Below are 23272 nucleotides of genomic sequence, written 5' to 3'. Positions count from 1 at the left end.
ACGCCGTCGTTCATGGCGTGACCGAATGCACGCGTTTCAGGCAGCGCAAGGCGAAGGTCGAGCGACTGTTGCGGATGCCGGGAATCTTGAACAGGCGCTGGCGCAGGAAATGTTCGTAGCCGGCTGTGCCCGCCACCGCCACCTTGATCAGGTAGTCGTACTCGCCGGTGACCAGGTAAGCCTCCATGACTTCCGGCATTTCGGCCAAAGCATCGCCGAAGCGCTGGAAGACATCGTCGTCATGGCGGTCGAGGGTGACTTCGATGATCACGGTGTCGGGCACGCCGAGCGCCTGCTGGTCGAGTACGGCAACGTATTCCTTGATGATTCCGGCTTGCTCCAGTGCTCGCACGCGATTCCAGCAGGGCGTCGGCGACAGATTGACCTTCTCCGCCAGCTTCTGATTGCTGATCCGGCCTTCTTCGCGCAACACGCGCAGGATGCGGCGATCGGTCTCGTCGATTTGATGTGCTTTCATGGCGGCTTTCTCGTGTTGGCGATCCATTGGATGATTCTTCTTCAAAAGAAGTTATTTTGTGGAAAATGTTCTTTATTTTGCCCGTATTTTTCAAATAAACAAAAGCACATTTTTCTCCTGAATCGCTAATATTTTCCTGTGCCCACAAGGCATCAGATTACGCCGTCAGGCAAGCCACCGTCCCTAACCGGAGCGATTGCGCACCTGCCGGCCTCTTGGAAAAACCGCTCAGGAGCGCATCATGTCCGATGTATTCGTCCGCACGCAGGTCGGCTACCGGGGCGATCCCCTCGTCGCCGGCCTGCCTTTACTATTGCTCACACCGGCCTTGTTCGCCGTCAACATGCTGGTCGCCCGCTGGGCGGAGAGTGCGAACATCCCACCGCTCTTCCTGGCCTGGGGGCGCTGGGCGCTGGCCTTCCTGATCCTGTTGCCGCTGGTCGCCCCACGCCTGTGGGCATGGCGCCAGGCTTTGCGCGCCAACTGGCTGCACCTTGCTGCCTTGGCCATCTTCGGCATGGGCGTTACCGTCGGTGCCCAATACATCGGGGCACGCGATACCAGTGCGGCCAACGTGGCGCTGATCTTCGCTGCCTGCCCGATCATGATTGCCGTCATCGAAAGCCTGGCCTGGCGCACGCCGATCGGGACCTTTCGCGCTTACGGCATGTTGTTCGCGGTCTGCGGCGTGCTGGTCGTGCTAGCCCGCGGCGAAGGATTCGTCTTCACGCATTACCGCATCGGCGAGGGCGATCTGTGGGTCCTGCTGGCCGCTTGCGGCTGGGCGGCCTACACGGTGCTGAGCAAGCGGCAGATGGCCGTGCCGCTGCCCGGTGGGGTGCGTCTGGCCGCATTGATTGGGGGCGGGGCGCTGGTCCTGCTGCCTTTCGCCGTGGTCGAAGGCGTGAGCGGCAAGCTGCCAGATTTTGGCGATTACCGCCTCTATGCAGCGCTCGGCCTGCTTGCCGTAGTGCCCAGTCTGGGCGCCTACTTCTGCTATGACCGGCTGGTCGCTCAAATCGGCGCTTCCGGTGCCGGTGTCTCGCTCTATCTGGTGCCGATCTACACCGCGCTGGCGGCCTGGCCGCTGCTGGGCGAAATGCCGCAGCTCTACCACGGCATCGGGTTCATGCTGATCCTGGCCGGTGTCGTGCTCTCCGGCATGAATCGGAGCGCTACGAACGACAAGGCCGTGGCTTAAGGCTGGGGCGCGAGCGGCTCGGCCGGCAGATCGGTCGGTCGATGCTGCGGCCGGTCGACCAGGCGGTCGGTCAGGCCGGCGCCCAGCCACATGCTGACCAGGGTCAGCCAGGCGGTCAGCGCGAAGATGGCGGCACCCGAGACGCCGGCACCGACGGCGCAGCCGCCGGCCAGCATGCCGCCGAAGCCCATGCACAGGGCACCGAAGATGTAGCGGCGCATGCTGAGTCCGTCCTTGAAGCCTTCCAGCTTCAATTCCTTGCCCCACAGCGCGGCCAGGAAAGAGCCGAGGACGACGCCCGGCACCAGGCCAATATCGAAATCCCACGGTTGCCCAGGGGGCGACAGCACCAGCATCAGCATGTCGGCTGATGGGCCAGTGAACGACAGGCTCTGTACCGGAATGACTTCAAATGAGTTGGTGCCGACGCTATAAGTCAGCAACCAGGCCAGCGCGATCATCACACCGACGCCCAGACCGCCCAGCCATTCGTGGTGCTTGAGGCGGCTGCGCCGGGTGAAATGGATGGCGGCACCCAGCCAAACGAGGCCGAAGAGCAGTCCGCCAAGGTGGCCAACATGGGCCGTGGCCAGCAGGTCGCGGGTCGCACCGCCCTGGATGGTCCACAGGCCGGACAGCCATTGGCGCAGCGGCGACAGGACGCCATTCAGCGAGGCCTGAGCGGCGACGGCGAAGATCAGCCCGGTGAGCAGGGCGCGCAGGTTGCCGTTGGCAGCGAGGACGAGCATGCGCGACGAACAGCCGCGGGCCAGGATCATGCCGATACCGAACAGCAGGCCGCCAACGATGGCGCCGGAAAGGCTGCCGGTGGCGGCGAGTTGCCGGGCTTGCGAGACATCGAGCCAGCCGGCCAGGACGAAGGATTGGGTAGCGATCAATGCCGCCGAAAAGGCGCACAACCAGATGGCGACCTTGGCCGTCCCCTGGCGATTCCAGAATTCGATGACGGCCGAACGCAGGCAGAAGCGGGAACGTTGGGCGAAGGCCCCGAAGAGGGTGCCGATCAACAGGCCGGCCAGGGGAACGACAGTGGTTTCACCCCAGGCTTCGAGCAGGCTGCTAAGGTCCATGGTGCGCGAGAAGAAGAGCCGGATTGCAAGGACAGATGCTGATGGTTTTGTCAGCACTTGATAATTTGCTAATTATGCGCCGGAAACAGCGCTTCTTCTAGCGAAAACGGCCGCTGATAAACAGCGGCCGGCTGGGCATCAATTCAACGTTTTAAGATGCTGAATGATTTCCCCGGCCATAGGCTGGGCATCGCCGTAGAGCATGCGGCAATTGTCGGTGTAGAAGAGCGCGTTTTCAACCCCGGAGTAACCCGTACCCTTGCCGCGCTTGATCACGATGACGTTCTGCGCCTTGTCGGCATCCAGGATCGGCATGCCGTAGATCGGGCTGGCCTTGTCGGTTCTGGCCGAGGGGTTCACCACATCGTTCGCCCCGATGACCAGCGCTACATCAGCCTGGCCGAACTCACCGTTGATCTCTTCCAGATCGAAGATCTTGTCGTAGGGCACGCCGGCTTCGGCCAAGAGCACGTTCATGTGCCCCGGCATGCGTCCGGCCACCGGGTGGATGGCGAACTTCACCTCGACCCCGGCTTCTTCCAGCAACTCGGTCATTTCCCACACCTTGTGCTGGGCATGCGCCACCGCCATGCCGTAACCCGGCACGATGATGACCTTGGAGGCGTAACGCATCATCGCTGCCGCATCGATCGCCCCGACTTCCTTCATCGAACCGCTGATGGCTTCACCGGGGCCGCTGGCGGCCATTGGCGTAAAGAGGATGTTGGAGAGCGGACGATTCATCGCCTTGGCCATCAGTTGCGTGAGCAGCGTACCGGCGGCACCGACCACGATACCGGCGATGATCAGCGCCGGATTGCCCAGCACATAGCCTTCGAAGCCGACGGCCAAGCCGGTGAAGGCGTTGAACAGCGAAATGACCACCGGCATGTCGGCCCCGCCGATGGGCAGGGTGACGATCAGACCGAGGACCAGGGCGACGACGAAGAAGCCGACGATCAGTTCCGGCTTGGCCGGGGCCAGGGCGATCATAGCGACGCCCAGGCCGATGGCGACCAAGGCGAGCAGGACATTGACCGCATTCTGCGCCGGCAGGCGATGGGCTTTCTTCAACACCCCCTGCAGCTTGGCCCAGGCAACACAGGAGCCGGTGAAGGACACCGCACCGATCAGCGCCCCGATCACCGCCAGGATGGTGGTGATGGTGGAATGGGCATCACCCCGGGCGAACTCGATGGCGGCAATGGCGGCGGCGGCACCGCCGCCCATGCCGTTATAGATGGCGACCATCTGCGGCATGTCGGTCATCTTGACCTTCTGGCCGGAAATCCAGGCGGCGGCACCACCGATGACCAGGGCCAGGGCCATCAGGCCGAGATTGTGCAAATCGGGGATCAGGAAGGTGCCGGCAATGGCGATCAGCATGCCGTAGCCGGCGATGACGATGCCTTGGCGGGCGCTGGCCGGGGAGCTCATGCCCTTCAGGCCGAAGATGAAGAGCAGTGCGCCAGCGAACCAGGCGCCTTGGACGTAGAGCGGAAGACTCATGATCAGCCCTCCTTCTTCTTGAACATGCCGAGCATGCGCTCGGTCACGACGTAGCCGCCGGCGGCGTTGGCGGCACCCAGCGCCACGGCGAAGAAGCCGATGGCTTGTTCGAGCACGGTCTCGGCCGAACCGAGGGCGATCATGGAGCCAACGACGACGACGCCGTGGATGAAGTTGGAGCCGGACATCAGCGGGGTGTGCAGGATGACCGGAACCTTGGCGATGATCTCGTAGCCGGTGAAGGCGGCGAGCATGAAGATGTAGAGCGCGAGCAGGCCGTCCATTACGACTCTCCCAGAACTTGTTTGACCGTGGCATGGACCGTGGCGCCGTCACGACAGAGGACGGTGCCGGCAAGGACTTCGTCGGTCCAGTCGAATGCGAGCTGGCCGTCCTTGATCCACGGGGACAGGAAGTTGTACAGGTTCTTGGCGTACAGCTCCGAGGCGTGGGTGGGCATGCGTGAGGGGAGGTTCAGGGGGCCGTGAATGTTCACGTCGTTGGCGATGACGTGTTCGCCCGGTTGGGTGAGTTCGCAGTTGCCGCCACTCTCGGCGGCCATGTCGACGATGATGGCGCCGTATTTCATGCGGGCGACCATGTCCTTGGTGACGATGACCGGCGCTTTCTTGCCGGGGATGGCGGCGGTGGTGATGACGACGTCGGCGGCTGCGACGGCCTTGGCGAGTTTCTCGGCTTGCTGGGCTTTCTCTTCGGCGGTGAGTTCGCGGGCGTAGCCGCCGGTGCCGTCGGCGGAGACGCCGGTGTCGACGAACTTGGCGCCGAGCGATTCGATTTGCTCACGCGCGGCGGCACGGACGTCGTAGGCTTCGACCATGGCGCCGAGGCGTTTGCAGGTGGCGATGGCTTGCAGGCCGGCGACGCCGGCGCCGATGACGAGGGCCCGCGCCGGACGGATGGTGCCGGCGGCGGTGGTGAGCATGGGGAAGAATTTGGTGCAGCGGGCGGCGGCGATCAGGCCGCATTGGTAGCCGGCACAGGCGCCCTGGCTGGACAGGGCGTCCATGCTCTGGGCGCGGGAGATGCGCGGCAGGAGTTCCAGGGCGAAGGCGGTGATCTTCTTGGCGTTCAGCGCGGCCAGCCGTTCCTTGCTCTCGTAGGGCTTGAGCAGGCCGATCAGGACCGAACCTTCGGGCATCGCTTCGATTTCTGCGGTGGACGGCGGGGTGACACGCAAAATCAGGGTCGCGCCGGCATAGGCTTCGGCGACGCCGGTGACCAGGGTGGTTTCGGGGAAGTCGTGATCGAGGAAGTGGCTCGAAATGCCGGCGCTTTGCTCCATGCGGAGCTTGGTGCCGAGTGCGGCAAACTTCTTGGCGGTTTCGGGAACGAGCGCTGTCCGGTTTTCACCGGGCAAACGTTCCCTCACGACGGCCATGGTTAGGGTCATGCTGCTACTCCAGAGTGGTTTATGAATTTTTTCCGCATCCTCGCATCTTCCGTCGGCAAAGGCCAGACCGCAGGGCCAGTGCAGGATTTCGATTTTTGCCGTTTTTCACGGTGCACCGCAGCAGGCATGGCTGACCATCGGTCAGCTGTCCACCTGGAAAAAGGGCGGCCCCAAGCTGCGGGGCCGCCAAACGCAAGGCACAGCAGAGTCAATCGTTTCCCCTCAGCGATAAAGCGCGGCCATCTTTTCAAGCGGCACGGGCTTGATGCGGCTGGCCTGGCCGGCTGCGCCGAAGGCCTCGAAGCGGGCCCGGCAGAGGTCGCGAGCGGCGGCCACGGCGGCCTTCAGGAAGGCGCGCGGGTCGAATTCGTCGGGCTTTTCGGCCATCGCCTGGCGCATGGCGCCGGTCATGGCCAGCCGGATGTCGGTGTCGATATTGACCTTGCGCACACCGTGGCGGATGCCTTCGACGATCTCCTCGACCGGCACGCCGTAGGTTTCCTTGATCGCCCCGCCGTACTGGCGGATCACCGCCAGCCACTCCTGCGGCACGCTGGAGGAGCCGTGCATGACCAGATGGGTATTCGGAATGCGCGCGTGGATGGCCTTGATGCGGTCGATGGCGAGGATTTCGCCGGTTGGCGGACGGGTGAACTTGTAGGCGCCGTGGCTGGTGCCGATGGCGATGGCCAGGGCATCGACGCCAGTCCTGGCGACGAAGTCGGCGGCTTCTTCCGGATCGGTCAGCATCTGCGCGTGATCGAGCTTGCCGGCGGCACCGATGCCATCCTCTTCACCGGCTTCGCCGGTTTCCAGTGAGCCGAGGCAACCCAGCTCACCTTCGACCGACACGCCGATGGCGTGGGCCATCTCGACCACCTTGCGCGTCACTTCGACGTTATAGGCGTAGCTGGTCGGCGTCTTGCCGTCCTCGCCCAGCGAGCCGTCCATCATCACGCTGGAGAAGCCGCTGCGCATCGACTGCTGGCAGACGGCCGGCGAGGTGCCGTGGTCCTGGTGCAGGCAGACCGGAATGTCCGGATATTGCTCGATGGCTGCCTCGACCAGCTTGCGCAGGAATGGCTCGCCAGCGTATTTGCGGGCGCCGGCCGAGGCCTGCAGGATGACCGGGCTGTCGCAAGCCGCCGCCGCCTGCATGATGGCGTGAATCTGCTCCATGTTGTTGATGTTGAAGGCCGGCAGGCCGTAGCCGTGTTCGGCCGCGTGGTCGAGCAACTGACGCAGTGAAATCAGGGCCATGGCGTCTCCTCAGTGCATGATGTGGCGGGCGAGCCGCAGCAGGTTGCAGGTATAGCCGTACTCGTTGTCGTACCAGGCCACGACCTTGACGAACTTGGGGTCGAGCGCGATGCCGGCCTCGGCGTCGAACACCGAAGGCTGCGGGCAGCCGCGGAAGTCGGTCGACACCACCTTGTCGTCGGTGTAGCCGAGCACGCCCTTGAGCGGGCCGGCCGCCGCTTCACGCATGGCAGCGCAGATGGCCGCGTAGTCGGCGTCCTGCTCCAGTTCCACGGTCAGATCGACCACCGAGACATCCGAGGTCGGTACCCGGAAAGCCATGCCGGTCAGCTTCTTGTCGAGTGCCGGAATCACCTTGCCGACGGCTTTGGCAGCGCCGGTGGCGGACGGGATGATGTTCTCCAGAATGCCGCGGCCGCCGCGCCAGTCCTTGTTGGACGGGCCATCGACCGTCTTTTGCGTGGCGGTGGCGGCGTGCACCGTGCTCATCAGGCCGCGCCGGATGCCGAAGCGGTCGTTCAGCACCTTGGCCACCGGGGCGAGGCCGTTGGTCGTGCACGAGGCGGCCGAGACGATGGCCTCGCCGCGGTAGCTGTCGTGATTGACGCCATAGACGAACATCGGCGTGTCGTCCTTGGCCGGGGCCGATTGCACCACCTTGCGGGCGCCGGCGGCGAGGTGCTGGCGGCAGCTGTCTTCGGTCAGGAAGAGGCCGGTTGCCTCGATCACCACATCGACGTCTTCATCGGCCCAGGCCAGCGCCGCCGGGTTCTTCTCGGCACTGAGCCGGATGCGCTGGCCGTCGACCAGCAGGTGGCCGTCGTTGACCACAATGTCGCCGGCCGCGCGGCCATGGACCGAATCGTGGCGCAACAGGTAGGCGAGGTAATCCGGTTCGAGCAGGTCGTTGATGGCGACCACTTGCAGATCGGCGAATTCCGGTTGCTCGGCGATGGCCCGAAAGGCCATGCGTCCGATGCGCCCGAAGCCGTTGATGGCGACCCGTATGGGCATGGGTTTGTCTCCTGAGTTTGTTTGAATTCTTTGCACTACAGATCGCCGTCGTCGGCGCTCTGGCGGGCGATGGTGTCGGTCACGGCGCGCGCCAGCCGTTCGGCGCTCAGGCCGAAGTGGGCGTAGAGGGCCGGGGCAGGGGCCGATTCGCCGAAGCGGTCAATGCCGAGCACTTCGCCGTCGAGGCCGACATACTTGCGCCACAGGTCGGGCTGGCCGGCTTCGATGGCGATGCGCGGCACCTCCGGCGGCAACACCGCCTTGCGCCAGCTCGCCGGCTGGCGGTCGAAGCGTTCCCAGCAGGGCATGGAAACGACGCGCACGGCGATGCCTTGCTCGGCCAGTAGGCGGCGGGCGGCCAGGGCGATGCCGACTTCGGAGCCGGTGGCGAGAATGACCGCCTCCGGTTTTCCATCGGCCTCGGCCAGCACGTAACCGCCGCGGGCGATGGCTTCGTCGCGCCCCCTGCCGCACTGTTCGAGATTCTGCCGCGACAGGATCAGGGCCGACGGGCCGTCGCGGCGCTCCAGTGACTCGCTCCAGGCGATGGCGGTTTCCAGCTCGTCGCACGGGCGCCAGACGTCGAGGCCGGGAATCAGGCGCAGGCTGGCCACGTGCTCGATCGGCTGGTGAGTTGGGCCGTCCTCGCCGAGGCCGATGGAGTCGTGTGTCAGCACATGGACGACGCGCTGCTGCATCAACGCGCTCATGCGGATGGCGTTGCGGGCGTAATCGGAAAAGACGGCGAAGGTGCCACCGTAGGGAATCAGCCCGCCGTGCAGGGCCACGCCGTTCATGATCGCCGTCATGCCGAATTCGCGCACGCCGTAGGAGATGTAGTTGGCCGTCTGTTCGCCGGCACTGTGCAAGGCGATGCTGCCCTTGCCGGCCGTCAGGTTGGAGGCGGTCAGGTCGGCCGAGCCACCGAGCAGTTCCGGGATGCGGTCGACCAGGAAGTCGAGGCAATTCTGCGACGACTTGCGGCTGCCAATGGCGGCCGTCTTGCTCGCCGCCTGTTCGAGCAGGGTGCGGCGGATTTCAGGCCAGCTTTCCGGCAGGCCGCCAGCCTGGGTGCGCTCGAATTCGGTAGCCAGTTCCGGCCAGGCGGCGCGATAGGCAGCCAGCTTTGCCTGCCACTCGGCCTCGGCGGCGGCACCGGCGGCGCGGTCGTCCCAGGCGTTGCGTACCGAATCGGGAATGTCGAAGGGGCCGTAGGGCCAGCCGAGGGCGGCGCGGGTGGCGGCTGTTTCCTCGGCGCCGAGCGGCGCACCGTGCACGTCGTGGCTGCCGGCCTTGTTCGGCGAGCCTTTGCCGATCTGGGTACGGCAGACGATCAGCGTCGGCTTGCCCTGGCTGGCTAGCGCGCTGCCGATGGCGGCCTCGATGACCAGCGGGTCGTGGCCGTCGACCGGGCCGACGACATGCCAGCCGTAGGCGCGGAAGCGGGCCGGCGTGTCGTCGCGGAACCAGCCTTCGACATGGCCGTCGATGGAAATCCCGTTGTCGTCGTAGAAGCAGACCAGCTTGTCCAGGCCCCAGACGCCGGCCAGCGAGCAGGCTTCGTGGCTGATGCCTTCCATCAGGCAGCCGTCGCCGAGGAAGACCCAGGTGCGGTGATCGACGATGCTGTGGCCGGGGCGGTTGTAGCGCTGGGCCAGCAGCTTTTCGGCGAGCGCCATGCCGACGGCGTTGGCCAGGCCCTGGCCGAGCGGGCCGGTGGTGGTTTCGACACCGGGCGTGTGGCCGGCTTCCGGGTGGCCGGCCGTCTTGCTGCCGAGTTGGCGGAAGCGCTTGAGTTCTTCGAGCGGCAGGTCGTAGCCGGTCAGGTGGAGCAGGGCGTAGAGCAGCATCGAGCCGTGCCCGTTGGAGAGCACGAAGCGGTCGCGGTCCGGCCATTTCGGGTTGGCCGGGTTGTGCTTGAGATGGCCGCGCCACAGCACTTCGGCGATATCGGCCATGCCCATCGGCGCGCCGGGGTGGCCGGATTTGGCCTGCTCGACGGCGTCGATGGCAAGAAAACGCAGGGCGTTGGCCAGCTGGCTGGCCCGGGGCAGCGGTGCATTCATCGGAATCTCCCGAAGGTGTGGAATCAGACGCGGCGCTTCTGGTCCATCAGGCGCAGGACCATGGGCGTGAAGATCATCTGCATGGCCAGGCCCATCTTGCCGCCGGGCACGACCAGGGTGTTCGGGCGGGTCAGCATGCTGCCGTGCAGGATGGTCAGCAGGTACTGGAAGTCGATGCCCTTGGGGTTGGCGAAGCGGATGACCACCATGCTCTCGTCGGCGGTCGGGATATCGCGGGCGATGAAGGGGTTGGAGGTGTCGACGATGGGCACGCGCTGGAAATTGACGTGTGTGCGGCTGAACTGCGGGCACAGGTGGCTGACGTAATCCGGCATGCGGCGCAGGATGGTGTCAGTCACCGCTTCCTGCGAGTAGCCGCGCATCTTCTGGTCGCGGTGCAGCTTCTGTATCCACTCCAGGTTGATGATGGGCACGACGCCGACGCACAGGTCCACCTGCGCCGCGATGTCGATGCCGTCGCCAGCCCAGGCGCCGTGCAGGCCTTCGTAGAACATCAGGTCGGTGCCGGCCGGGACGTCCTGCCAGGGTGTGAAGGTGCCCGGCGGCTGGCCCCAGGGCTCGGCCTCGCCGGCATCGTGCAGGTATTTGCGCACCTGGCCGCTGCCGTCGCGGCCGTAGCTCTTGAACAGCCCTTCAAGCTCGGCCAGCAGGTTGGCTTCCGGCCCGAAATGGCTGAAATTGAGGTTGCCCTTTTCTTCCTGCGCCTTCATCTCGGCGCGCATGGAAAGGCGGTCGTAGCGATGGAAGGAGTCGCCCTCGACGATCTGGGCGTTCAGCTTCTCGCGCCGGAAGATGTGCTGGAAACTCTGCATCACCGTGCTGGTGCCGGCGCCGGAAGAGCCGGTGATGGCGATGATCGGATGCTTGATGGACATGGTGGCTCCCTGCGAATGTGAATTCTTGGTCCTGCGCCTAAACCGTCATTCCCGCGAAAGCGGGAATCCAGGATTCCTGCCTGCTCTGGATTCCCGCCTGCGCGGGAATGACGTGCGCCGTCATCAGGCGTTTTCGCGAAACAGCGAACGTTCCGAGAACAGCGGCGAGACGAAGGGGCGGTCGTCGCCGCTGTCGTACTCGCGGTGATAGCGCTCGACCCGCTCGACCTCGTTCTTCGAGCCGAGGATGACCGGCACGCGCTGGTGCAGTGCCTGCGGCTCGACGTCGAGCATGCGCTGGCGACCGGTGCTCGCCGCGCCGCCAGCCTGCTCGATCAGCATGGCCATCGGGTTGGCCTCGTAGAGCAGGCGCAGGCGGCCGGGCTTGGCCGGGTCCTTGTTGTCCTTCGGATACATGAAGATGCCGCCGCGCATCAGGATGCGATGCACCTCGGCAACCAGCGAGGCGATCCAGCGCATGTTGAAATCGGCGCCGCGCACGCCCGTCTTGCCCGCCTTGCACTCGCTGACGTAGCGCTGCACCGGCGGCTCCCAGAAGCGTTCGTTCGAAGTGTTGATGGCGAACTCGCGGGTGTCTTCCGGCACGCGGATATCCGGGTGGGTCAGGATGAAATTCCCGCTCTCGCGATCCAGCGTGAAGCCGTGCGTGCCGTCGCCGACGCTCAGCACCAGCATGGTGGCCGGGCCGTAGATGGCGTAGCCGGCGGCCAGCTGCTCATACCCCGGTTGCAGGAAATCCGCCGTCTCGGCATCGCCTGCTGCGGTGCATCGGCTCAAAATCGAAAAAATGGTGCCGACCGAAACATTCACGTCGCTGTTCGACGAACCATCGAGCGGATCGAACAGCAGCAGGTAGCGGCCGCGCGGGTAGTTGTCCGGAATGCGGTAAGCCTCCTCCAGCTCCTCCGACGCCATGCCGGCCAGCTGGCCGCCCCATTCGCAATGGCGCAGCATCGCCTCGTTGGCCAGCACATCCACCTGCTTCTGCTCCTCGCCCTGCACATTGGTCGATGCCGCCGTTCCGGAAAAGCCGGAGAGGGCGCCCTTGCCGACCAGCGCCGAAATGGTCTTGACGGCGGCCGCCACGTCGATCAACAGCGCCCCCATCTCGCTGTGCTGGCCCCGCGTGTGCTCGATGACGAACTTCGAGAGCGTCGTGCGTCCGAATAACATGGTGTCTCCAATCATTGTTGTGTTACCGCGTTGGAGCCCAAGATAAATGACTTGTTAATTAAGCCCTAGTCAGACTTTCTTAATAGGGTGGTCAGTGATCGCTTAAGTCTCGCCGGTAAGGCGGCCTTAAGCCCGCCTTCAAAAAACCTGACTGGTTTGCCGGGCGAGCGGCGGCTAAGGTGAAGGCATGAACGCAAACACCCCACCCCTGCAAGCCCTGATCTTCGACGTCGACGGCACGCTGGCCGACACCGAGCGCGACGGCCACCGCTGCGCCTTCAACCTCGCCTTTGCCGAGCACGGCCTCGACTGGTTCTGGGATGAATTGACCTACGGCGACCTGCTCGCCGTGACCGGCGGCAAGGAACGCCTGCGCCACTACGCCGAGCGCTACGCGCCGCAAATCGCGGCCCGGCCGGACTTCGCCGAGCTGGTCAAAACCCTCCACGCCACCAAGACCGCCCACTACGTGCGCCTCGCCCGCAGCAGCCGTATCCCGCTCCGCCCCGGCGTCGCCCGGCTGATCTTCGAAGCGCGCCGCCAGGGCGTCCGCCTCGCCATCGCCACGACCACCACGCCGGACAATATCTTCCCCCTGCTGCGCTCCACCCTGAGCGCCGACGCGCCGGAGTGGTTCGAAGTGATCGGCGCTGGCGACATCGTCCCGGCCAAGAAACCGGCACCGGATATCTACGAATGGGTGCTGGATCGCCTCGGGCTACCGGCCGAGGCTTGTCTGGCGATTGAGGATTCAGAGAATGGCCTGTGCGCCGCCCTGGGCGCTGGACTGCGCTGCCTGGTGACGGTCAACGACTACACGCGAGGGCAGGATTTTTCGGGGGCTTGGCGGGTGGTCGATGATCTGGGTCGGGTTTCGCTGGGGGAGTTATTGGCGCCGGAGATGGTGGACGTTTAGGAGGCTGCGGCTTTCTCCAGCAACTACCAAATTTTCTCGGCTGACAACCTCTAGGCCAAGCAAAATCAATACACCTTGAAATTGCTGCCAACAAGGTGCTTTTTGAATTGCGGAATTTGCATCGGCTTCATCATCTTTTTGTGCTGGCAGCCGATCAGATTATCTGTCCAGCCATTTCAATAGCGTGCCGTAGAGCCGGTCTGGGTCTACAGGCTTCGATACAAAATCATTCATGCCAGCGATCATGCAGCGTTCCTCATCTTCGTTGAAGGCGTTAGCCGTCATAGCCACAATCGGAATGTCCTTGCCGGTCTCCAATTGACGAATAAGCTGAGTTGCCGTCAAACCGTCCATTTTTGGCATCTGCATGTCCATGAGGACTAAGGCATACCTTCCCGGTTGAGCTGTGCGAACGATTGATACGGCCTCTTCTCCGTCATTGGCTAAATCACAAACGAGGCCGGCATCCTTGAGAATTTCCTCGGCGACCATCTGGTTAATCTCGTTGTCTTCAACCACCAAAATCCGGGTGCCGAAAAATTTCTCCTTCAATTGCGCGACGATATCGCTCCCCGATGCAAGTGCAGTATCGACACGATCTTCGTCGATCTTCTTCAAGCGTACCGTGATCGAAAATGTACTTCCTTCACCTAAGACGCTTTCGACTACAGCATCTCCACCCATCAGTTGAGCCAGTCGGCGAGTAATTGCCAAGCCGAGCCCCGTGCCACCAAAGCTTCGAACAGTTGAGGAATCGGCCTGTTCGAAGGGATTGAACAATCTGCTGATCGCCTCCTGAGAAATGCCGATCCCGGTGTCGATAACCTCGAAGCGAATCGAGACTGAGTCGGCATCCTCTCCCGCTTTGAGAGCTCGTACGGTTACCGAACCGGTTTGGGTAAATTTGACTGCATTGCTGACGAGGTTGAGTAATGCCTGCGTAAGACGCGTCCTATCTCCCAATAATTGAGGTGGCAGGAAATCAACTTCGGTCTTGAGCTGAATTCCCTTGGAGTTGGCCAGCTCTGCCACCATCGAGCACACATTAACGGGCAGCACGCGAACATCTACCTTGTCTTCCGACAACTGAAGCTTCCCTGCCTCGATTTTCGAGAAGTCGAGGATGTCGTTGATGATGCCCAGGAGATGTTTGCCGGCGGTTCGAATTTTTCCGAGTTTGTCTGCCGTGTCAGGCTCTTGGCGCTTTCTCAGCAACAGCTCAGACAAGCCGATAACGGCATTCATGGGGGTCCGGATTTCGTGGCTCATGTTGGCCAGGAAACTTCCCTTGGCCACATTGGCAGCTTCTGCTGCTTGCTTCGCGTCGATCAAGGCAGTGGTTCGTTCATCGACCATCGCTTCCAGATGATTTCGATGGCGTTCCAGTTCGGCTTCTGCCTCCTTGAGTTTCGTAATGTCTACCGCGACACCGGCCCAGACCGACTCGCCATTCAAGCCCTGCATGGGGGCTGAGCGCACATGCAACCAGACCTTCCCGCGGCTAAGTGGGTTGAATTGCAACACGCCAGAATACTGACTTTGCTCTCGAAAGCAGCGCTCCTCATCTTGAAGATATTGAGCGTAGGAATCGGGTGCCATCAGGGTAAATAAAGGCTGCGCATCCTGCATCAGTTCCGCTGCTTTAAGTCCCAGCATTTTCTCGACCCCGGCACTGATATAGCTGAATCCCCGCTTGCTTTCGCCTAGTTCGAACTGATAAACGAAGCCATCCGGCAGATTGTCACCCATGGCGCGTAGTTGCCCTTCGCGCTCACGCAGGTGGGATTCACTGACCCGGTATTCGTATTCGATGCGTTGCGAGTTCATGCTGATGAGTGTCAGCGTCATTAACTGCACTGTCAGTATCTGGGCCATGGCGTAATAGCTGCCAAAGCCTCTTAACACCTCAAAAGCCGTGCTGACATTCGGGTCGCTGAGTTGATGTGCGATGCGGACGAAATTGAGGGTTCCATATATCAGCAACCACAATGCCAGCATGACGTCGTTCGAACCAAAATACGGTGGTCGGTTACGTAAAGTGAGAACGGCTGTCGTGAAACTTAGGGTGCCGGCCAAAGTGCAATAGATGACGATACGCTCATTCAGCTGGGCGGGGTCCAGGCTGTAGTAGCCAAACACGAGAAGAAAAATGAGCGCAAACAGCAGGTCCCAGCGGTAGCTGACATTCAACCCACGGAAAATCAGCATGCCGCGTAGCAGTAGTAAGAGGCCCCCAAGAAGCAAGCCGTTTCGTAAGACTGCCACGATCCAAATTTTGGGGAGCGCGCCAGGGATGAGCATCGCGGCTCCCAAGGCAAGGCAGGCGATAGCGGTGGTCCAGAAGCCAAATCCCGGGTATGTCTTGCGCGTACGTAGGACCACCAACATGATGAGCGCTGCTGCTGATGAAAGCAGTGCGTTGGTACTCAACAGGGTGGCTGTGTCCATGTCATACCATTCGTAAATGCGAGATATTTGCTCGGTAGGACTATCTTAGCCGAATGTCATTTCGGCGAGAGGCAAACCTAAGATTCGGTTTTGAATTTCCCCCCTATATATCTTCATGGACAACTTCTCTCGGCCAGAATTCAGTTACGAAACGGGCGTAGCTTGATCGAGGCTTGATTGGGAGCATCTGAGCGACTGCCGCCCCGCCGCTCAATCGAGAATTTCGGGACCATTCTGAAAAAAGTCCGCGCGCTTGATGTGAACGCTGAAGTCGCAGGTGGCGCCGGCGTTTTGGCTTTTGGCCAAAATGGGCAGTGCACCGCAGCAGTGAGCCTGAGGCCGCGCTCGGGCGTTAAACTGCCTGCCTTCGTATCGAGCCGCAACGCATGAACCAATTTCTTCGCCGCAGCGATGGCGCACCGACCGTGGTCAGCGCCATTCACCGCCCATGAACTTTCTCGCCCACGCCCTCCTGGCCGGTGACGAGCCGGCGCTGATCGTCGGCGGCGTGGTCGGCGATTGGGTCAAGGGGCTGCTGCCGGCCGGCTTGCCGGCCGATCTGGCACGCGGGGTGGCGCTGCATCGCGCCATCGACAGCCATGCCGAAACGCACCCGGCCTTCTGCCGCAGCCGTAACCGGGTTTCGCCGGCACGCCGCCGTTACGCCGGCATCCTGGTCGATATCTTCTACGACCACCTGCTGGCCCGCGATTGGCCGCACGCCGAGCCGCTGGCCGAGACCTGCCAGGGCATCTACGCGCATCTTGCGGACTGGCGCGAGCATCTGCCCGAGCATGCCCGCCCGGCCATGGCGCTGATGGCGCGTGAGGACTGGTTGGGCAGCTATGCCGGGCTCGACGGCATTGCCGATGTGCTGTGGCGCATGAGCCAACGCGCCCGCCGCCCGAACCCGCTGGCCGGCGGCGAGGCGGAGTTCATCGCCGATGCAGCGGGTTTTGCCGAAGATTTTGCTGAGTGGTACGCCGATGCCCGGCAGTTCGTCGCGGCCTGGCGGGCGGCTTAGCGATTCTCCAGACGGCTGTAGTCGAGAATGCCGAATTCCAGCGGCCGGGTGGCTTTTTGCCGGGCGTGGATGGTGTCGCTGACCGACCAGAAACGCGGATCGGTGCGGCGCACGCCAAAGCGGTCGATCAGGCGGGTGAGCGCTTCTTCGCCGTCGAGGCCTTGCACGGCATCGACGAAGGCCGACAGGCGGGCCGAATCGACGGTGAACAGGGCGTTGGGATAGGCGCCGACGGCACCGTTGAGGGCGAGCAGGGTGTCTTCCTGCGGCAGGCGGCGATCTTCTTCGTCGAACAGTTCGGCAACGTTGGTATGGGCGCTGTTGCGGATCAGGGCGATGACCGCCGGCTGGCCCTGGCTGGGCGTCACCAGCAGCAGGCTGTCTTCCGGCATCAATGACACGGCACGGCCCTTGAGGGCGGACAGGCGCTGCAGTTGGGCGATGTCGCCGGCCGGCAGGGCTGCGTTGCTCAACTCGCGGCTGCGGTCGGTCGCCTTGGCGGTGTGCTGGCGGAGCAGGGTGTAGAGCTCGGTCAGTTTGTCCTTCTGGTGGAAACGGATGCCGGTTTCCTGCGGGAAGAAGCGCGCGGCGTCGCCCAGGTATTCGTTGTGCGGCTGGCTGCGCTGGCGATACCAGTGTTCGAGCACCGGCTGGCGGTCCTTGATCGGCAGCAGGGCGAGGAAATTGAGCTCGCTCTCCATGCGCAGGAAATCCATGTACAGCCGGGTGGCGAGCTGGTGGCCGACGTTGCCGAAGACATCGAAGCCGGCGGTCAGCAGGTAGTGCATGCGTTCGAGCACCGGGTAGCCCATCAGGAAGGCGGTTTGCGGGCGTTCGCCGGCCAGGCCCTTGACCACCGAGGCGCTGTCGAAGTGGCGGAAGATGGTCAGCGTGGCGTTGGGGTTCTGGCCGTCGCCGTTCCAGATGTCGTTGAGCAGCGGGCGCTCGTCCTTGATGCGCAGCTTGGCGGTGACGGCGCTACGCGCTTCGGTGTATTGCTTTTCCAGCTTGGCGTATTCGCGCCAGGCGAGCAGGCCGACGGTGCTTTCGCGCTCGGCTGGCAGGGTCATGACCGGGCTGGCCGCATCGATGATGGCGGACATGAAGTCGGCCGCCTTCTCGTTTGGTGCGACGAAGAAGACCCAGAAATGGTCGTTGATCGAATTGAGCGCCACCTGGCCGCGGCAGACTGGCCCCTTCATGAAGCCGGCGATGGTGAATTGCGCCTCGTCGAGCAGCAAGCGGTAGCGGGCGTTCAGCGGCAGCTCGCGGAAAGTGATGAAGGGGTTGGCGGCGCGCTCCGGCGCATAGTCGGGCAGGGCGCTGACCGTATATTGCGGCGCGATGAACCAGCTGCGCAGGCGTTGCAGGCGGGCGGCGTCGAGTTGCAACGGCATCAGCGTCTTGGCCAGCGGCGTGGCCTCGGTGGCGCGCAGGCGATACCAGACGCGGTCGACGCCGGGATCGTCAAACGGCCGGCGCGAGGCGATGATGTCGATGGGCTGGCCGGGTGGCGTCTTGCTGCGCACCAGCTCGAAATACTGGCCGGGCTGCTCGGCAAACCAGATGTGGCCGATGAACCAGTGTTCGTAGAGGTAACGCGCCGTCAGTTGCGACTTGAGGTCGGCGCCGTTGAAGAAGGCTTCCCATTCGTCGACCTGGCGCAGCACGGCGGGGAGGGGGGGCACTGCCGGGCGGTAGGGTGCGCCGGCTTCGAGCCAGCGGCTGAGTGTCTTGTGCTCGCGGGCATCCAGCGCCGGCAGGCCGAAGGGCATGCCGCGCGTCGGGTGCTGGCGCTCGTATTGGTCGAGGCCCTCGCTGGCGACGCAGATTTCGGCTCGGTTGAGCGAAAAATCGAGGTCGGGGTCGGCAATCCGCCCGCTTTGCGGCCCCGGATGCGCCTGCTTGAGCGCGAGCAGGCGATACATGACGCCGCCGACGCGATTGGCCTCGGGCGTTTGCGAGCGCTCGTTCAGCACCGGGAAGAAACCGAGATCGCGCCAAGCCAGGGTGGTCTGCGCATCCATGCCGAGCCGGGTCGGCCGGTCGGCCAGCAGGCGCGGGTTGTTGCCATAGACCATGCGCGGATTGGCGCCGCGCACGACGCCGGCGTAGCTGCTGAGGTTGAGCTGGCAGGGCGCGTCGTAGCAGGCGTGGCAGGTGACGCAGCGCTGGTCGAGAATCGGCCGCACATCGCGCCAGTAATCCGGCGCATCGGCCATCGCCCGCGGTGGATTATCGAAGTGGGCGGGATTCGGCCGGCCATAGCGGTCGTCGAGTTGCAGCGCGACCACCGTCGCGCAGGCGCTGAGAAAGAGAACGGCAAAAAAGGGTAAAAGGCGCATGACGGCGTCCGCGAATGGCAGGGATGGGCTTTGGGCGGGATGCTACCAAAAAGGCGGAGGGCATGACGCTTAATTAGAAGAGGCTTCTGCTGCGGAAACAGTGGATCGGTTTTTGGCAAAAAAAGGCGGTGCACCGCAGCAGTTCGGCCGAAATGGCCTTTGCGATCCTCGTGGGGCAGGGCGTATTGAAAAAAAGAGCCTCACGCGGAGGCTCTTTTCCCAAATGGACAGAGGTTTCTTCGGTTTTGCATCACCTCCTGAAAATTCGCATGAGAAACAAGGCAGCAATCACTGAAGCGATTCCAGCTGGGTCCGAATGACCTGGGTGTCACAAGGGTGGGGCATTTCCAGGCGCCCGTAGCCCAACTCCTCGGCGATCCTCGAGTATTCCTCGGGGCCGCCACAACTGGCACCGAGCAGTATCACGGCGTCCGTTCCATAAAGCTGTCGTGAAACTGCCGCACCGCCAACGATAGGGGATAGTGTGTTCATGACGCATTTCCTCTCGCTTCAAACCGTCGATACCCAAGAAAAGATACTTGCCGGAAGCCTATATCGTGCCGCCCGGACAAACAGCCCGAGCCAGGCGGCACGCATTCAGGCCATGCCGAAGGGATCAGTAGTCCATGTCGGGCATCGCCGGTGCGGCGGCTTTTTCTTCCTTCGGCGCTTCAGCCACGGTGGCGTCGGTGGTCAGGATCAGCCCGGCCACGGAGGCGGCGTTCTGCAGGGCTGTGCGGGTGACCTTGGTCGGGTCGATCACGCCCATTTCAACCAGATCACCGTAGTTGCCGGTGGCGGCGTTGTAGCCGAAGTTGCCCTTGCCATCCTCGACCTTGGCGATGACCACGGACGGCTCATCGCCGGCGTTCGCGGCAATCGCACGCAGCGGCTCCTCGAGCGCGCGCAGTACGATCTTGATGCCGGCATCCTGGTCGTGGTTGTCACCCTTGAGCGACTTGATCGCGGCGCGGGCGCGCAACAGGGCGACGCCGCCACCGGGCACGATGCCTTCCTCGACGGCAGCACGCGTGGCGTGCAGGGCGTCGTCGACGCGGTCCTTCTTTTCCTTCATCTCGACTTCGGTCGCTGCGCCGATCTTGATCACGCCCACGCCGCCAGCCAGCTTGGCCACACGTTCCTGCAGCTTTTCGCGGTCGTAGTCGGAGGTGGTTTCCTCGATCTGGCGCTGGATGGCGGCCACGCGATCCTTGATCGCCTGCTGGTCGCCGGTGCCGTCGATGAGGGTGGTGCTCTCCTTGCGGATTTCGACCCGCTTGGCCCGGCCGAGGTCCTTGGCCGTGGTTTTTTCCAGCGACAGGCCGGTTTCTTCGGAGATGACTGTGGCGCCGGTGAGGATGGCAATGTCCTCGAGCATGGCCTTGCGCCGGTCGCCGAAGCCCGGCGCCTTGACCGCCGCCACCTTGAGCACGCCGCGCATGCTGTTGACCACCAGCGTGGCCAGCGCCTCACCATCGACATCCTCGGCGATGATCAGCAACGGTTTGCCGGCCTTGGCTACTTCCTCCAGCACCGGGAGGAGATCACGGATGCTGGAGATTTTCTTGTCGTGCAACAGGATCATCGGATCCTCGAGCACGGCCATCTGCTTGTCCGGCTGGTTGATGAAGTAGGGGCTGATGTAGCCGCGGTCGAACTGCATGCCTTCGACGACTTCCAGTTCGTTGTGCAGCGACTTGCCTTCCTCGATGGTGATGACGCCTTCTTTGCCGGCTTTTTCCATGGCTTCGGCAATGATGTCGCCGATGGCCGAATCGCTGTTGGCCGAAATGGTCGCCACCTGAGCGATTTCCTTGTTCGTGGCGCAAGGCTTGGAGAGCTTTTTCAGCTCATCGACCACGGTGGAAACGGCCTTGTCGATGCCGCGCTTCAGGTCCATCGGGTTCATGCCGGCGGCCACGTAGCGCATGCCTTCGCGCACGATGGACTGGGCCAGTACGGTGGCGGTCGTCGTGCCGTCGCCAGCGATGTCTGCCGTCTTCGAGGCGACCTGCTTGACCATCTGGGCGCCCATGTTTTCCAGCTTGTCCTTGAGCTCCACTTCCTTGGCGACGGAAACGCCATCCTTGGTGATCAGCGGCGCGCCGAAACTGCGCTCAAGGACCACATTGCGGCCTTTCGGTCCAAGCGTGACCTTGACGGCATCGGCAAGTACATTGACCCCGCGAACAATGCGGGCACGGGCGTTGTCATGGAATTGAACGTCTTTTGCAGCCATATCTCTGCTCCTTTGCTAGCGAACGAAAATCAGGCGGCCTTTTTTGCAGAATCGGCCGAAGTGGTTTCAATGACGCCGAGGACATCTTCCTCGCGCATGACGAGGTACTCCTCGCCGTCGATCTTGACGGTCTGACCGGCATACTTGCCGAAGAGCACGCGCTCGCCGGTCTTCACCTGCAGGGGGCGGACGCTGCCATCCTGCAGCAGGCGGCCGCTGCCGACGGCGATCACCTCGCCTTGCTCTGGCTTCTCGGCGGCAGAGTCGGGAATGACGATGCCGGATGCCGTCGTACGTTGCTGTTCGACACGCTTCACGATAATCCGGTCGTAAAGGGGACGAATAAACATCATTGATCTCCTATGCGATAGCGAATTAATAAAAAAGCTGGCAGGCCGAAACGACGGAAAGCGATTTCCTCGCTCGGCGCTACCGGCCGGCAAATGCCGACGCAGCGAGATATAGGGACGGGAATTTTCCTTTTCAAGTCCACCTCGCGGTGGCTAGCCGTTGGCGATGTTCGGGGCCGCCTCAAGCATGGCCGAGAGCTGCTTGTCGATGACCATTGTTCAGCGATCGCTGATCTTTGCCATAAAAATAAGTGACTGTTATTTATCAATAGCCACTCCTACCATGCTCTCCATCGCAGCCATTCGGCTGACACCCACCGAGGAGACAAGAGCATGGATCAATCGAATCGCTACGCCGACCTGAGCCTGAAGGAGGCCGACCTGATCGCCGGCGGCAAGCACATCCTGTGCGCCTACAAGATGAAGCCGAAGGCGGGGCATGGCTACCTGGAGGCGGCGGCACACTTTGCCGCGGAGTCGTCGACCGGGACCAATGTTGAGGTGTGCACGACCGACGATTTCACCAAGGGGGTCGATGCGCTGGTCTATCACATCGACGAGGCGACGGAAGACATGCGCATCGCCTACCCGCTCGATCTGTTCGACCGCAACATGATCGACGGCCGGATGATGATGGTTTCCTTCCTGACGCTGACCATCGGTAACAACCAGGGCATGGGCGACATCGAGCACGCCAAGATGGTCGATTTCTACATGCCGCGCCGCGCCATCGAGCTGTTCGACGGGCCGTCGAAGGACATTTCCGACCTGTGGCGCATCCTCGGCCGGCCGGTCAAGGATGGCGGCTACATCGCCGGCACCATCATCAAACCCAAGCTCGGCCTGCGCCCCGAGCCGTTCGCCCGCGCTGCCTATGAGTTCTGGCTGGGCGGCGACTTTATCAAGAACGACGAACCGCAGGGCAACCAGACTTTCGCGCCGATGCAGCAGACCATCCCGCTCGTCTACGACGCGATGAAGCGGGCGATGGACGAAACCGGCGAGGCCAAGCTGTTCTCGGCCAACATCACGGCTGATGACCACTACGAAATGGTGGCGCGTGGCGAATACATCCTGCGCACCTTCGGGCCGGATGCCGACAAGGTGGCCTTCCTGGTCGACGGTTACGTTGGCGGGCCGGGCATGATCACCACGGCGCGCCGCCAGTTCGCCAACCAGTACCTGCACTACCACCGGGCCGGCCACGGCGCCGTCACCTCGCCGTCGGCCAAGCGCGGCTACACGGCCTACGTGCTGGCCAAGATGAGCCGCCTGCAGGGTGCCTCCGGCATCCACGTGGGCACCATGGGCTACGGCAAGATGGAGGGCGACAAGGATGACCGCGCCTGCGCCTACATCATCGAGCGCGACAGCTACACCGGGCCGGTCTATCACCAGGAGTGGTACGGCATGAAGCCGACGACACCGATCATTTCTGGCGGCATGAACGCGCTGCGCCTGCCCGGCTTCTTCGACAACCTCGGCCACGGTAACGTAGTCAACACGGCTGGTGGCGGCTCCTACGGCCACATCGACAGCCCGGCCGCCGGCGCCCGCTCGCTGCGCCAGGCCTACGACTGCTGGAAGGCCGGGGCCGACCCGGTGGAGTGGGCGCGCGACCACTATGAATTCGCCCGCGCCTTCGAATCCTTCCCGCAGGATGCCGACAAGCTCTACCCCGGCTGGCGCCACAAGTTGCGGCCGGCGGCGTGAGGCCGGCGGTTGGGCAACCCCGCTACGGCGGGGTTTTTTGTCGCCGGCTGGTGGGCTGGTTTTTGCCCCAAAAGGGCAGTGCACCGCAGCAGTCGCTCAAGTACCGATCCGGAGTTA

19 protein-coding genes are annotated in these 23272 nt (G+C 63.2%); 4 read left to right on the top strand and 15 right to left on the bottom strand.

Features of this window, described 5'->3' with window-relative positions; all coding sequences use genetic code 11:
* Positions 1-10: 10 nt before the first annotated feature.
* A complete protein-coding gene (locus tag WIF35_RS07240) occupies positions 11-478 on the bottom strand; it encodes an Lrp/AsnC family transcriptional regulator (RefSeq protein WP_412480889.1) in 468 nt (155 codons plus the stop codon).
* Positions 479-719: 241 nt separating this feature from the next.
* Between WIF35_RS07240 and WIF35_RS07235 the strand changes: the two genes are divergently transcribed.
* A complete protein-coding gene (locus WIF35_RS07235; RefSeq protein WP_412480888.1) occupies positions 720-1679 on the top strand; it encodes a DMT family transporter in 960 nt (319 codons plus the stop codon).
* Here the strand turns inward: WIF35_RS07235 and WIF35_RS07230 are convergent.
* The 9 genes from WIF35_RS07230 to WIF35_RS07190 form a co-directional block, all read right to left on the bottom strand.
* Positions 1676-2770, bottom strand: coding sequence for a YeeE/YedE family protein (locus WIF35_RS07230; protein WP_412480887.1), 1095 nt, complete (start codon positions 2768-2770; stop codon positions 1676-1678). The two genes, WIF35_RS07235 and WIF35_RS07230, sit on opposite strands and share 4 nt — an antisense overlap.
* 138 nt (positions 2771-2908) lie before the next feature.
* The gene (locus tag WIF35_RS07225) at positions 2909-4279 is read right to left on the bottom strand and encodes an NAD(P)(+) transhydrogenase (Re/Si-specific) subunit beta (RefSeq protein ID WP_412480886.1); all 1371 of its coding nucleotides are present in this window, start codon (positions 4277-4279) and stop codon (positions 2909-2911) included.
* A 2-nt stretch (positions 4280-4281) separates the two neighbouring features.
* Complete coding sequence (locus WIF35_RS07220) at positions 4282-4563, bottom strand: NAD(P) transhydrogenase subunit alpha (protein WP_412480885.1); 282 nt, start codon at positions 4561-4563, stop codon at positions 4282-4284.
* On the bottom strand, positions 4563-5690 hold the full coding sequence (locus WIF35_RS07215) for an NAD(P) transhydrogenase subunit alpha (RefSeq protein ID WP_412480884.1): 1128 nt from the start codon (positions 5688-5690) through the stop codon (positions 4563-4565). The genes WIF35_RS07220 and WIF35_RS07215 overlap by 1 nt, the downstream gene beginning before the upstream one ends.
* 222 nt (positions 5691-5912) lie before the next feature.
* Positions 5913-6950, bottom strand: coding sequence for a class II fructose-bisphosphate aldolase (gene fba / locus WIF35_RS07210; protein WP_412480883.1), 1038 nt, complete (start codon positions 6948-6950; stop codon positions 5913-5915).
* A 9-nt stretch (positions 6951-6959) separates the two neighbouring features.
* On the bottom strand, positions 6960-7964 hold the full coding sequence (gene gap, locus WIF35_RS07205; protein WP_412480882.1) for a type I glyceraldehyde-3-phosphate dehydrogenase: 1005 nt from the start codon (positions 7962-7964) through the stop codon (positions 6960-6962).
* A 35-nt stretch (positions 7965-7999) separates the two neighbouring features.
* Entirely contained in the window at positions 8000-10030 is a 2031-nt protein-coding gene (gene tkt / locus WIF35_RS07200) for a transketolase (RefSeq protein ID WP_412480881.1), read from the bottom strand.
* A 23-nt stretch (positions 10031-10053) separates the two neighbouring features.
* Positions 10054-10926: a phosphoribulokinase gene (locus tag WIF35_RS07195; RefSeq protein ID WP_412480880.1), complete on the bottom strand. Its 873-nt coding sequence runs from the start codon at positions 10924-10926 to the stop codon at positions 10054-10056.
* 123 nt (positions 10927-11049) lie between these two features.
* The gene (locus WIF35_RS07190; RefSeq protein ID WP_412480879.1) at positions 11050-12120 is read right to left on the bottom strand and encodes a class 1 fructose-bisphosphatase; all 1071 of its coding nucleotides are present in this window, start codon (positions 12118-12120) and stop codon (positions 11050-11052) included.
* Between the two features lie 187 nt (positions 12121-12307).
* Between WIF35_RS07190 and WIF35_RS07185 the strand changes: the two genes are divergently transcribed.
* Complete coding sequence (locus tag WIF35_RS07185; RefSeq protein WP_412480878.1) at positions 12308-13036, top strand: HAD family hydrolase; 729 nt, start codon at positions 12308-12310, stop codon at positions 13034-13036.
* A 159-nt stretch (positions 13037-13195) separates the two neighbouring features.
* Here WIF35_RS07185 and WIF35_RS07180 read toward each other — a convergent pair whose 3' ends face one another.
* A complete protein-coding gene (locus WIF35_RS07180; RefSeq protein ID WP_412480877.1) occupies positions 13196-15484 on the bottom strand; it encodes an ATP-binding protein in 2289 nt (762 codons plus the stop codon).
* Positions 15485-15932: 448 nt separating this feature from the next.
* Between WIF35_RS07180 and WIF35_RS07175 the strand changes: the two genes are divergently transcribed.
* Positions 15933-16508, top strand: a complete 576-nt coding sequence (locus tag WIF35_RS07175) for an ACP phosphodiesterase (RefSeq protein ID WP_412480876.1) — start codon at positions 15933-15935, stop codon at positions 16506-16508.
* Here the strand turns inward: WIF35_RS07175 and WIF35_RS07170 are convergent.
* From WIF35_RS07170 to groES, 4 genes are all read right to left on the bottom strand, one after another.
* On the bottom strand, positions 16505-18853 hold the full coding sequence (locus WIF35_RS07170; RefSeq protein WP_412480875.1) for a fatty acid cis/trans isomerase: 2349 nt from the start codon (positions 18851-18853) through the stop codon (positions 16505-16507). The genes WIF35_RS07175 and WIF35_RS07170 overlap by 4 nt on opposite strands.
* 288 nt (positions 18854-19141) lie before the next feature.
* Positions 19142-19345: a hypothetical protein gene (locus WIF35_RS07165; protein WP_412480874.1), complete on the bottom strand. Its 204-nt coding sequence runs from the start codon at positions 19343-19345 to the stop codon at positions 19142-19144.
* Between the two features lie 124 nt (positions 19346-19469).
* Entirely contained in the window at positions 19470-21092 is a 1623-nt protein-coding gene (groL, locus tag WIF35_RS07160; RefSeq protein ID WP_412480873.1) for a chaperonin GroEL, read from the bottom strand.
* 29 nt (positions 21093-21121) lie between these two features.
* Positions 21122-21442: a co-chaperone GroES gene (groES, locus tag WIF35_RS07155; RefSeq protein WP_412480872.1), complete on the bottom strand. Its 321-nt coding sequence runs from the start codon at positions 21440-21442 to the stop codon at positions 21122-21124.
* Positions 21443-21775: 333 nt separating this feature from the next.
* Between groES and WIF35_RS07150 the strand changes: the two genes are divergently transcribed.
* Positions 21776-23155, top strand: a complete 1380-nt coding sequence (locus WIF35_RS07150) for a ribulose-bisphosphate carboxylase (protein ID WP_412480871.1) — start codon at positions 21776-21778, stop codon at positions 23153-23155.
* The last annotated feature ends 117 nt before the right edge of the window (positions 23156-23272 follow it).

The sequence above is a fragment of the Azonexus sp. IMCC34839 genome (assembly GCF_047047955.1).
Lineage (GTDB): Bacteria > Pseudomonadota > Gammaproteobacteria > Burkholderiales > Rhodocyclaceae > Azonexus.
The sequence above is the reverse complement of the archived record's forward strand: the minus strand, read 5'-3'. Positions and strand labels throughout refer to the sequence as shown.